The organism is Pseudomonas sp. PICF6 (assembly GCF_009831705.1).
Taxonomy (GTDB): Bacteria; Pseudomonadota; Gammaproteobacteria; order Pseudomonadales; family Pseudomonadaceae; genus Aquipseudomonas; species Aquipseudomonas rhizophila.
In genome coordinates this window covers 147,457-159,341 of the sequence record NZ_WUUD01000022.1, presented here as the reverse complement: position 1 = coordinate 159,341, position 11,885 = coordinate 147,457, and the positions used below count along the sequence as shown (strand labels likewise).

Sequence of the window (11,885 nt, the reverse complement as noted above, 5' to 3'; positions counted from 1 at the left end):
GCGTTAAGCTGTCTCGGGTGACGTGCTCACGCCGTCAGCCCGGCCCTGTTTTTATTTCGAGACCTGACATGCTCAATAACGATCGGCTGTTGGTGCAGATCCTGCTCCTGGTGTTGTTCGGTGCAAGCTTCTGGGTGATGGCTCCGTTCTGGTCGGCGCTGTTCTGGGGCGCGGTGCTGGCGTTTGCCAGTTGGCCGCTGATGCGCCTGTTGACCCGCTGGGTCAATGGTCGTGAGTCGCTGGCGGCGGCTTTGCTGACCGTAGGCTGGATGGTGCTGGTGGCGGTGCCGCTGGTGTGGCTGGGCTTCAACCTGGCTGATCATGTACGCGACGCCACGGCATTTATCAAGAACGTGCAGGTCGATGGCCTGCCTGATCCCCCGGTATGGCTGGCGGGCTTACCGCTGGTGGGGGGGCGGTTGGTGGGCATCTGGAACAGCATCGATCAGCAAGGTGCAGCCATGATGGTGTCCGTCAGGCCGTACCTGGGTCAGGTCGGCAACTGGCTGCTGGCTCGCAGTGCCCAAATCGGCGGTGGCATTCTCGAACTGACCCTGAGCATTGTGTTCGTGTTCTTTTTCTACCGTGACGGCCCGCGCCTGGCGGTGTTCGTGCACGGGTTGCTGGAGCGTCTGATCGGCGACCGTGCCGGTTACTACATCGAACTGGTGGCCGGTACGGTGCAGCGTGTGGTCAACGGCGTGATCGGCACCGCGGCGGCCCAGGCGGTGCTGGCGCTGATTGGTTTCCTGATCGCTGGCGTACCGGGGGCATTGGTGCTGGGCATCGTCACCTTCCTGCTCAGCCTGATTCCCATGGGGCCGCCCCTGGTCTGGATCCCCGCCACGGCGTGGCTGGTGTGGAAGGGCGAATACGGGATGGCGGTGTTCCTGGGGATCTGGGGCACCTTCATCATCAGCGGTGTGGACAACGTGCTCAAACCCTACCTGATCAGCCGTGGCGGAAACCTGCCGTTGGTGATCGTATTGCTGGGGGTGTTCGGTGGCTTGATTGCCTTCGGCTTCATCGGACTGTTCATTGGCCCGACCCTGCTGGCGGTGGCCTACAGCTTGCTGACGGACTGGAGCAAGAGCCAGGCGCGATAACCTCACTCCTGAGACCAGCACCAACCTTTTTGTAGTGAGGGGATAGATCCCCTCGCCACCAATGGGCTTCGATCCAGCAGGCAAGCCTGGCTCTGAAAAACCAGGCTTGCCGGTCAATCACGTCGCCACGTTCAGGTATTTCCCCACGGGGGCGACATCATCCAGCGAGTATTGTCGACTGAGGTTGGCGATCATCCTGTTCAGCGCTTCACTGACATTGGTCTGGTCGGTGGAGCTGTCGCTGGTGCGGTTGGCCTGTACCGCGCTGGTCAGTTCGCTGGTGCCGGTGTTGCTCTGACCATCGGCGTCGAGCTGGCTGAACAACGCCTCACTGGAGGCCTGTTGTGGCGGTGGCGGGGGGAGGCTGGCGGCGAGTTCGTCGAGGCTGACGGTACCGTCTTCATTCTCGTCCAGGGCCGAGAACAGTTCCTGGCTGTCGGCAGTGCTGCCGGCGCTCGCCAGACCATTGCTCAGCTCCTCGCTACTTACCTCGCCATCACCGTCGGCGTCCAGTGCGCTGAGCAGCGCATCGGCCAGTTCGGTCGTCGGCGCCTGGTCCCGTGGCGGCGGAGGCGGTGGCGCCATCGCGGCTATCTCATCACTGCTCAGGTCGCCGCTACTGTCGCTGTCCAGGTCGCTGAAATTGTCGCTCAGGCTGACCAGGATGCCGTCGTCACTCTTCTGCGACAGGGCCGTGCTCAATTCTTCCTGATCGACCGAGCCGTCGGCGTTGCTGTCGAGTTTGCTGAGCAGCTCCTTTTGAAACTGCTGGCTGCGGGCACTGCTGGTCGCGGTACTGCTGGTGCTGGTATAGGGCGAGTAACTGCTGACGCTACCGATCATGGGCGCTCTCCTTGGGCTGGAATGCCGGTGGGTGCACCGGCTTATGCAGCGTCGGCGGGGCAGTTGTCGTGGGTGTGTGGAGTTTGTACCGGCGGGTGTACAAACTCAGCCCCCGACGCGGCTCCCACATGGGATTGAGGTGGTTTCAGGCGCGGGGCAAACGGATCACCGCCGTCAATCCGCCCCCTGGCGTTTCTTCCAGGCTCAATTGCCCGCCCAAGCGTTCGGCGGCTTCCCTGGCGATGGTCATGCCCAGGCCGACACCGCCGGAGTTGCGGTTGCGTGAGCCTTCCAGGCGATAGAAGGGCTCGAACACTGCTTCGCGTTTATCCGCCGCAATCCCGGGGCCGTGGTCAATCACCCGAATCACTACCTGGTCGCGCTGGTCTTGCAGCGTAATCAACGCATGTCCGGCGTAGCGCAAGGCATTGTCCATGAGGTTGTTGATACACGAGCGCAACGCCATCGGCTGCACCTGTAACGGCGCGCAACCACCGCTGGCTTGCACGTCGGCACCCTGGTCCTGGGCGTTTTCGCTCAGCGATTCCACCAACGCCTGCACGTCCATCCATTGCAGCGCTTCGCTGGTGCGTTGCTCGTGCAGGTAGGTGAGGGTGGCGTCGAGCATGCCAATCATATCGTTCAGGTCCTGACGCATCTGGCCCTGCAGCTTGATGTCATCGATCTGTTCCAGGCGCAGCTTGAGCCGTGAAAGCGGAGTGCGCAGGTCATGGGATACCGCACCGAGCATGCGCGAACGCTGCTGCACCTGCTCGCGAATTCGCTGTTGCATGAGGTTGAACGTATGGGCAGCCTGGCGGGCCTCCCTAGGGCCGGTTTCTTCCAACGGTGGGCTGTCGAGGTTTTCGCTCAGGCGTTCGGCGGCATCGCTCAGGCGCTGGATAGGCCGGGTCAGCAGTTTGGCGCCGTACCAGGCGGCGACGATCAGGCACACAAACTGAAACGTCAGCGGTACCACCGGCCCACCGAACCATGGGCGCGCAGGGCGGTTGGGTGGGGGGCCCGTGGGCCCAGGGTGCTGGCCTTGCCGGGAAAATTCGGGGGGTGGCCCCAAAGGCGGTTTGTCGTATTGAGAAAACCAGGCAAAGGCCAACAGGTGCGCCAGGACGATCGCCAGTAACAGCACGCCAAACAGGCGGCCGAACAAGGTGTCGAGGCGCAAGCGCATCAGCCGATGTCCCGGGCGTCGAACAGGTAGCCTTCGCCGCGCACGGTCTTGATCAGTTGCGGCGCCTTGGGGTCGTCACCCAGCTTTTGGCGCAGGCGCGAAACCAGCAGATCGATGCTGCGGTCGAACGCCTCGATGGAGCGCCCACGGGCGGCGTCCAGCAACTGTTCGCGGCTCAGTACCCGGCGCGGTCGTTCGATGAACACCCACAACAGCCGGAACTCGGCGTTGGACAGCGGCACCACCAGTCCGTCGGCGGAGATCAACTGGCGCAGTACGCTGTTGAGTCGCCAGTTATCGAAGCGAATATTGGCCCGTTGCTCGGTGCGGTCGTCGCGTACCCGGCGCAGGATCGTCTGGATCCGCGCCACCAGTTCCCTGGGTTCGAACGGCTTGGCCATGTAATCGTCGGCGCCCAGTTCCAGGCCGATGATGCGGTCGGTGGGCTCGCACCGGGCGGTGAGCATCAGGATCGGGATGTCCGATTCGGCGCGCAGCCAGCGACACAATTGCAAGCCGTCTTCGCCCGGCAGCATCAGGTCGAGCACAACCACGTCGAAATGCTCGGCCTGCATCGCCCGACGCATGGCCGCGCCATCGTTCACGCCGCTGGCGCGTATGTTGAAACGGGCCAGGTAATCGATCAGCAGCTCGCGGATCGGCACATCGTCATCGACGATCAACGCCCGGGTACTCCAGCGCTTGTCATCGTCGGGCGCTTTTTGATCGTCAGAATTTGCAACAGGGGTGTTCTGCATGGATGCATCATCTGCCAGATAGGCTGCCAACCGCAAAGAAGGCGGCGAGGTTGAGGCTTCAGCATAGGCTTCGTGCCGCTAGGCGTGAAGCGCTGAAAGGACGGGGGTGCGGCGCCAGACGGTAGCGTGCCGGCGTGTTGTGCGCGTGTCATGAGTGTATCGACTTCGACACAAAGGCCGGCATCGTCCATGCTGTCCGGGCGCGATGAGGATTTACCGATCATCGGGTCCCGCACGGGCGCTGGTTCCGCTACAATGCGCGCCGATTTCGACTTGCCTGAGAGCCCACTCATGTCCGCCTGCCAGACGCCCATCATCGTTGCCTTGGATTTCCCTACCCGTGACGCCGCCCTGAAGCTGGCCGACCAGTTGGACCCCAAGCTGTGCCGGGTCAAAGTCGGCAAGGAGCTGTTCACCAGTTGCGCTTCGGAAATTGTCGGGACCCTGCGTGACAAGGGTTTTGAAGTATTCCTGGATTTGAAATTCCACGATATTCCCAATACCACCGCCATGGCCGTCAAGGCGGCCGCCGAAATGGGGGTGTGGATGGTCAACGTGCATTGCTCCGGCGGCCTGCGCATGATGGCGGCCTGCCGTGAAGTGCTGGATCAGCGCAGCGGGCCGAAGCCGTTGCTGATCGGCGTGACCGTGCTGACCAGCATGGAGCGCGAGGACTTGGCCGGTATCGGCCTGGATATCGAGCCTCAGGAACAGGTGCTGCGCCTGGCGGCGCTGGCGCAGAAGGCTGGCCTGGACGGTCTGGTCTGCTCGGCCCTGGAGGCCAGCGCCCTGAAAGCGGCGCACCCGTCGCTGCAACTGGTGACGCCGGGGATTCGTCCGGCGGGCAGCGCCCAGGACGATCAACGCCGCATCCTGACCCCGCGTCAGGCACTGGATGCCGGTTCCGACTACCTGGTGATCGGCCGACCGATCAGCCAGGCGGCTGATCCGGCCAAGGCACTGGCGGCGGTAGTCGCCGAACTGGCCTGATCAGACCTGAAGATCCCTTGTGGGAGCGGGCTTGCTCGCGAAAGCGGTGTGTCAGTTGGCAAAAATGGCGCCTGACAATCCGCCTTCGCGAGCAAGCCCGCTCCCACAGGTGTTTTTGTGACTAGACCTTCAATACCAACTTCCCGAAATTCTCCCCACTGAACAATTTGGTCAGCGTCTCGGGGAATGTCTCCAGTCCTTCAACGATGTCTTCCTTGCTCTTGAGCTGCCCCTTGGCCATCCAGCCGGCCATTTCCTGCCCGGCGGCGGCGAACTGAGAGGCGTAGTCCATGACCACGAAGCCTTCCATGCGCGCCCGGTTGACCAGCAGCGACAGGTAGTTGGCCGGGCCTTTCACCGCTTCTTTGTTGTTGTACTGGCTGATCGCACCGCAGATCACTACGCGGGCCTTGAGGTTCAAGCGGCTGAGCACCGCATCGAGGATGTCGCCGCCGACGTTATCGAAGTACACATCCACGCCTTTGGGGCATTCGCGCTTGAGACCGGCATGGACGTCTTCATTCTTGTAGTCGATGGCACCATCGAAGCCCAGTTCATCGATCAGGAATTTGCATTTGTCGGCCCCGCCGGCGATGCCCACCACGCGGCAACCTTTGATCTTGGCGATCTGCCCGGCGATGCTGCCCACCGCACCGGCGGCACCCGAGAGCACTACTGTCTCGCCGGCCTTGGGCGCGCCCACGTCCAGCAGGGCGAAATAGGCGGTCATGCCGGTCATGCCCAATGCTGACAAGTAGCGCGGTAATGGCGCCAGTTTCGGATCGACCTTGTAGAAACCACGCGGCTCGCCGAGGAAATAATCCTGCACACCCAGCGCACCGTTGACGTAGTCACCGACCGCGAAGGCCGGGTTGTTCGAGGCGACTACCTGGCCTACGCCCAAGGCGCGCATCACTTCTCCAATGCCTACCGGCGGGATGTAAGACTTGCCTTCGTTCATCCAGCCGCGCATGGCCGGATCCAGGGACAGATATTCGTTCTTCACCAGAATCTGGCCGGCTGCCGGCTCGCCGACCGGTACTTGCTGATAGGTGAAAGTCTCGCGGGTCGCAGCGCCTACCGGGCGTTTGGCGAGCAGGAACTGGCGATTGGTCTGGGCAGTCATGGCTGGCACTCAAGATGAATGAAGCCTTGTTGATAGACCTTCGAAGCGTTTGTCGCAAGGTTTGCTGATGCAGCGAATGCAGTTCGATCGAGCCCAGTGATAATGGCGCCGGGGCCGTTATCACTGGCGCCCATGAATACTCAAACGGTAATTGGATAGTGCTGCCGCATCGTCCGGACCTGTGACTAGACTGGCGTCATCTCCCGCACTCTTCGAGGATTTGACAATGAGCATGACGTTTTCCGGACAGGTCGCCGTGGTCACGGGCGCAGCCGCGGGCATTGGCCGTGCGACGGCCCAGGCATTCGCGGCTGAGGGCCTGAAAGTGGTGGCGGCCGACCTGGACGAGGCGGGTGGCGAGGGCACAGTGCAGTCGATTCGTGAGGCGGGCGGTGAAGCGCTGTTCGTGCGCTGCGACGTAACGCTGGAAAGCGACGTGCAGAACCTGATGAGCGAAGTAATCAATGCCTATGGCCGGCTTGATTACGCCTTCAATAACGCCGGGATCGAAATCGAAAAGGGCAAGCTGGCCGACGGCACCCTCGATGAGTTCGACGCCATCATGGGCGTCAATGTGAAGGGCGTCTGGCTGTGCATGAAGTATCAATTGCCGTTGCTGCTGGCCCAAGGGGGCGGTGCCATCGTCAATACCGCCTCGGTGGCGGGGCTGGGGGCGGCGCCGAAGATGAGCATTTATGCAGCGTCCAAGCACGCGGTGATCGGCCTGACCAAATCGGCGGCGATTGAATACGCCAAGAAGAAAATCCGCGTGAACGCGGTTTGCCCGGCGGTAATCGACACCGACATGTTCCGTCGTGCCTATGAAGCGGATCCGAAAAAAGGTGAGTTCGCCAACGCCATGCACCCGGTAGGACGCATCGGCAAGGTCGAGGAGATCGCCAGCGCGGTGCTGTATTTGTGCAGCGATGGCGCTGCATTCACCACCGGTCATTCATTGGCGGTGGACGGCGGCGTCACGGCTTTCTGAAGAACGTTGTATTTAGCGTGTAGGACTAGGCCCGCACTTGTTGTGGGCTTTTTCTTTGGGGGTTAAAAATGCCCCGTGTCAGCCCCTGAATGTGTTTCAAAGGGTGAGAATCGACCGTTTTGGTGACGTTGTCGTACATCGTCCAGAGACGGCCTGTGCTTAACTGTTTCCAGAGATAAAACAGTTGCTTAGGAGCTTGGTTACTCATGGAGTTGAGAATCGACCGGCAGGCCCTGGTGCCTGTCGTGCAGCAAATTGTCGACGCGCTGGCCGGCTGGATTCGACAGGATGCGGTGCAACCGGGAACCCGACTGCCCTCCATTCGCCAATTGGCCCGGGAGAATCTGCTCAGTCAGTCCAGTGTCAACGAGGCGTGTGAACGCCTGGTGGCCCAAGGGGTGTTGGCGGCGCGCCATGGTTCGGGTTTTTTTGTCGCGCCGCCTCCGTCGTCCAGCTACGAGCCCTCCGACAAAGACTGGCTGGAAGACGTGCAGATCACCCAAGACAGCGTGCCCCAGAACTCGCAGTGGGAGCTGAAGCTCGGCTGTGGAGGGCTGCCCGAGAGTTGGCGCGAAAGCGATGATCTGGGCTACGCGATCCGTCAGGTCACCCGCACCGATATGGCAGGGCTGTTCAGTTACAGTACGCCGATGGGGCTGCCCGCTCTGCGGGAGCAACTGTCCAGGCGCCTGAAACAATTCAATATCCACGCCGATAAAAACCTGATCCTGACCACCACGGGCGCGACCCACGGTCTGGACCTGATTGTGCGCACACTGCTTGAGCCTGGATGCTGCGTTGTGGTGGAGAGTCCGGGGTATTCGAAGCTGTTCGACCTGCTCAGGTTTCATGGCATCGACATGATCGAACTGCCCAGGACTCCGCGCGGCCCGGACGTCGATGCACTCCAATGTCTCTTGGCGACGCATCGGCCCAGCGCTCTGTTCGTCAACAGCGCCTGCCACAACCCGACCGGCAGCAGCCTGGCCCCGGTCGTGGCCCAGCAACTGCTGCAACTGGCGAAAAAGCACGCCATGTTGGTGGTCGAAGACGATGTCTATGCCGACTTCCAGAACTCAACCCGGACCCGACTGGCAGCGCTGGATACCGACGTGGTGTACGTGGGCAGCTTCTCGAAAACTCTGAGCAGCTCATTGCGAGTCGGTTTCGTCGTGGCCGGATCGTCTGTCATCGCACGCTTGAGGGACGTCAAGGGCATTACCAGCATGGGCAGTTCACGCTTCTGTGAGTCAGTGCTGGCCAATCTTCTGGCCAGCGGCGCCTATCGCAAACTGGTCCAGCGTCAGCGCCAGCGTTTGAGTGCCGACATGGCAGCGGTGTTGCAGGTGCTGGAGGATGCGGATTGGGAAGTCTTTGGCCGGCCGGCCGGCGGACTGTTCATTTGGGCGCGTCCACCGTTATGCGACTACGCTGCATTGCAGCGCTTGGCCAAGCGGTTCGGTGTGGTGCTTTCTTCTCGTACAGCGTTCAGCCCGTCGGGTGCTGTCAGCGACTGGCTGCGGATCAACGTGGCCCACGCCTGCGATTCGAGGGCCCAGGCATTCTTCCGCGCGGCGGCTCTGGATCGACCTCAATTGTCCTGAAAACGACGGCGCTGTAGCTTTTTGCCATTATTCCGACGCCAGCATCTTGTGTTACAGGGCATCTCGTTGCGAATCTGCAATCAACACACACTGGCAGAGGACTGGGCGCAATGATTTCGGCCGTGCAAAGACGTTTTGCCAACCTGGGTATGGCAAAGAAACTGGGCCTGGGGTTTGTCCTGGTGCTGCTGCTTACCGCCGTGGTGGCGGCCATCGGTGTCTGGTCCCTGCAGACCATCAGCTATCGTTTCGATGGCCTGAAACAGATGTCATCCCTCAATAGCGGCTTGCTCAAGGTCCGCCTGCTTGAGCAGGAATACGCCTTGCGCTCGGACCCGAAAACGGTCGATGCCTTGCGGCTGGGCGTGGACGGACTGATTGCCCAGGCCAACGAGCTCAAGGCGCAATCGGCGGCCAACGTGCCGGTGATGAACGACGTGGAGCAAGCCTTGGCGGCTTATCGCAAGGCGTTCGACGAATTCGTCGAGTTGAGCCAGAGCAAGGATCTGGCACTGGAAATGGCCAGTTGGTCAGTGTCCAGCGTTGCCAATAACCTGGATGTGCTGCAAGCGGGCCTGGCAGATGATGGCGCTTATACCCTGAAAGAGTCCGAAGGCAAGGAGGGCGGCGAGTTCATCGAGCAAGCCAATCAGGTCAGCGAAGTGTCACGGTTGATGTTGCAGGCCATGAACGAAGCGCGGGTACGCCTGGATCAAAGCCGCAAAGGTTCTGAAGAGGGCGGGCAGGGCACTATCGAACAGGCCGAGCAAGCCATGAAGCAGGCCGAGGTGCTCAAGACCACCGTCAAGGACCCGGGATACCAGACCGTGCTTAACGAAGTGGCCGGGCATATCGCTGGTTTCAACGAAAAACTCGCTGAATACACCGGCCTGCTGGCCCAGGAGAAAATCGTCTACCAGCAACTGCACGAGCGTGCCTCCCAGGTAGTGGAGCGGGTTGACCAGGCTTACACCGCCGAGGACGGTGCCATGCAGACGGAACTGAAGAAGAATTCGCTGCTGATCATCGGCTCGTCGGCCCTGGCGCTGCTGGTGGGACTGATTGCGGCCTGGGTCATTACCCGGTTGATCGTCGGGCCGTTGCGCAGCGTCATCCGTGTTGCACAGCAGATTGCCTCGGGCGACTTGAGTGCAACGGTGCAGGTGACGCGCCAGGATGAGATCGGTCAACTGATGCTCGCCATGCAACAGATGGGGGCGGGCCTGAGCAGTATCGTCAGCGGTTTGCAGGCCGGTATCGAACAGTTGGCCAACTCCGCCCAATCGCTGTCGGCCGTGACCGAGCAGACCAACCTGGAGGTCAGCAGCCAGAAGGAGGAGACCGAACAGGTCGCCACGGCCATGAACCAGATGACCGCCACCGTGCACGACGTGGCGCGCAATGCCGAAGAGGCGGCCCAGGCGGCCCAGACCGCCGACGATAAGGTAGAAAGCGGTCAGCAGGTGGTGCGTCAGAGCATGGTGCGCATTGAACAATTGGCCGACTCGGCCACTTCAGCCAGCAGCAGTATCGAAAGCCTCAGCGCTGAGATCCAGAACATTGGCACGGTGTTGAGCGTGATCAAGAGCGTGGCTGAGCAGACCAACTTGCTGGCGCTCAATGCGGCCATCGAAGCGGCCAGGGCCGGTGAGCAGGGCAGGGGCTTTGCGGTGGTGGCCGATGAAGTGCGGGCCTTGGCCAAGCGCACGCAACAGTCCACCGAGGAAATCGAACGCCTGGTGAGCGCCTTGCGCTCAGCAGCCCAGACCTCCGTGCAGCAGATCCAGAGCAGTGGCGAGCTGGTGAAGATGGCGGTCAGTGATGCCCTGCAAACCGAAAGCGCCCTGGGGAGTATTGCGGCGGCGGTGTCGCTGATCCAGCAGATGAATCAGCAAATTGCCGCGGCGGCCGAGCAACAGAGTTCGGTGGCTGAAGAGATCAACCGCAGTGTCACCAGCATCCGCGCCAGTGCCGATCAATCTTCCCTGGCGATGCAGGGCAATGCAGCGTCGAGCATTGAGCTGGCGCAGCTAGGGGTTGAGCTCAAGGGGATGGTGGGGCATTTCAGGCTGTGAGCTGTCGACGGACCCTGTGTAGCGAGGGGATAAATCACCTCGCTACACAGGAGTCAGGCTTGAGAGCCCAACCCGAATATCAGTCGTAAACCTTCTTCTTCTTCCACTCGTCGTTTACTTCGGCGTCCTTCAGCCCTTCGGTCAACTGGTTGACTTCGCCTTCGACCGGCTGGGTGCTGGCCAGAACCATGGCATTGGCGCGGGCCAGGAGTTTTTCCAGGTAGTCCAGTTGTTCGGCATAGACCTGCGGTTCCTGTTGCTTGCGCAGGTACTGCACACCCCGTTCGAACGCCAGGCGGGCCTGCCCCGGTTGTTCTTGCTGCAAGGCGTGTTGGCCGAGATTATTGAAGAACTCGATGTGCAACAGCACCAGGATGTGTCGCACTTCGCGGATCCAGCGCTTGGCTTCGTTGGGCGGCAGGAAACCATCCTGGGCGGCGCGGGTAATCTGACCGTGAAGGGCCTCGAGCAGAAACCGCACATCCTTGGCCTTGGCTTCGGTCTGGATCGGTGCCGGTGGGTTGTTCACCGGAATCGATTCACCCTGGGCGGCCAGCGCATTCAGTTCGTCCAGGCGCGCCTTGACCGCTGTATTGGTTTTCTCCAGGTTCAGCAGGCGCTGGCAGACGTTGATCTCAAGACGCGTGATCAACAGCTTCAGGGCCGGGGTCATCAATTGTCCGGGAAAGGTTTCAGTGAGCTCGCCACAACGACGCAAGCGGTCGTTGAGTTCAATCTTGGTACGGGCCTTTTCCAGCTTGTTGTTTTCCACCACATGGTTCATGTAGCCAATGGCGATCAACAGTGCGATCCCGGCTACGACGAGCAGGGTGATCATGAGTGGTGTCACCGGTAAGACCTCTTTATTGGGGTTCGCATATCAAGAGTGTAGTGGCTTGGCTTTTAAGCGCATAGGCCTGTGCGATGCGATTAGACAGGCGTGGCGCTGCGTATGGAAGTGCGGCGAATATGGATGCACATTGCCACTATTTGTCGGACACGACTATAACGTCTTGGCGGATGACAGAATATAGGCGCCAGAGACCGGACGGGCAAAATGTGCGAACAGCCCCTAAACCGGGCGAAGTCATTGATTTAAATAAATTTATATCTGGGGGTTGACGACCCAGCAATCCATCCATAGAATGCGCGCCACTTACAGCGTAAAGCACTTAGCCAAACGCGATAAGCAGTGAATGTTGTACG

General features: G+C 60.9%; 10 protein-coding genes and 1 pseudogene. 6 read left to right on the top strand and 5 right to left on the bottom strand.

Going from position 1 to position 11,885, the window contains the following annotated elements; genetic code table 11:
* Nucleotides 1-68 precede the first annotated feature (68 nt).
* Complete coding sequence (locus tag GSM73_RS15080) at nt 69-1,106, top strand: AI-2E family transporter (RefSeq protein WP_047230347.1); 1,038 nt, start codon at nt 69-71, stop codon at nt 1,104-1,106.
* Nucleotides 1,107-1,223: 117 nt separating this feature from the next.
* On the opposite strand, the gene xopAW is transcribed toward GSM73_RS15080, so the two are convergent.
* The 3 genes from xopAW to GSM73_RS15065 form a co-directional block, all read right to left on the bottom strand.
* A complete protein-coding gene (gene xopAW / locus GSM73_RS15075; protein ID WP_139049443.1) occupies nt 1,224-1,949 on the bottom strand; it encodes an EF-hand domain-containing protein in 726 nt (241 codons plus the stop codon).
* Nucleotides 1,950-2,094: 145 nt separating this feature from the next.
* Entirely contained in the window at nt 2,095-3,138 is a 1,044-nt protein-coding gene (locus GSM73_RS15070; RefSeq protein ID WP_047230349.1) for a HAMP domain-containing sensor histidine kinase, read from the bottom strand.
* Nucleotides 3,138-3,896, bottom strand: a complete 759-nt coding sequence (locus GSM73_RS15065; protein WP_047230350.1) for a response regulator — start codon at nt 3,894-3,896, stop codon at nt 3,138-3,140. The genes GSM73_RS15070 and GSM73_RS15065 overlap by 1 nt, the downstream gene beginning before the upstream one ends.
* A 291-nt stretch (nt 3,897-4,187) precedes the next feature.
* Here GSM73_RS15065 and pyrF point away from each other — a divergent pair, with 291 nt between their 5' ends.
* Entirely contained in the window at nt 4,188-4,886 is a 699-nt protein-coding gene (pyrF, locus tag GSM73_RS15060) for an orotidine-5'-phosphate decarboxylase (protein ID WP_160893102.1), read from the top strand.
* A gap of 121 nt (nt 4,887-5,007) precedes the next feature.
* Here pyrF and GSM73_RS15055 read toward each other — a convergent pair whose 3' ends face one another.
* Entirely contained in the window at nt 5,008-6,012 is a 1,005-nt protein-coding gene (locus tag GSM73_RS15055; RefSeq protein WP_047230351.1) for an NADP-dependent oxidoreductase, read from the bottom strand.
* A gap of 226 nt (nt 6,013-6,238) precedes the next feature.
* Here GSM73_RS15055 and GSM73_RS15050 point away from each other — a divergent pair, with 226 nt between their 5' ends.
* The 4 genes and pseudogenes from GSM73_RS15050 to GSM73_RS28235 all read left to right on the top strand — a co-directional run bounded on the left by GSM73_RS15050 (nt 6,239) and on the right by GSM73_RS28235 (nt 10,679).
* Nucleotides 6,239-7,000, top strand: a complete 762-nt coding sequence (locus GSM73_RS15050; RefSeq protein ID WP_160893097.1) for an SDR family oxidoreductase — start codon at nt 6,239-6,241, stop codon at nt 6,998-7,000.
* Between the two features lie 206 nt (nt 7,001-7,206).
* Entirely contained in the window at nt 7,207-8,604 is a 1,398-nt protein-coding gene (locus GSM73_RS15045) for a PLP-dependent aminotransferase family protein (protein ID WP_160893095.1), read from the top strand.
* 110 nt (nt 8,605-8,714) lie between these two features.
* A pseudogene (locus tag GSM73_RS28240) lies at nt 8,715-9,818 on the top strand (HAMP domain-containing protein); the annotation flags it as partial.
* The gene (locus GSM73_RS28235; RefSeq protein ID WP_370695205.1) at nt 9,798-10,679 is read left to right on the top strand and encodes a methyl-accepting chemotaxis protein; all 882 of its coding nucleotides are present in this window, start codon (nt 9,798-9,800) and stop codon (nt 10,677-10,679) included. The pseudogene GSM73_RS28240 and the gene GSM73_RS28235, both read left to right, overlap by 21 nt.
* Before the next feature lie 79 nt (nt 10,680-10,758).
* On the opposite strand, the gene GSM73_RS15035 is transcribed toward GSM73_RS28235, so the two are convergent.
* Entirely contained in the window at nt 10,759-11,517 is a 759-nt protein-coding gene (locus GSM73_RS15035; protein WP_076383820.1) for a hypothetical protein, read from the bottom strand.
* Nucleotides 11,518-11,885: the final 368 nt, after the last annotated feature.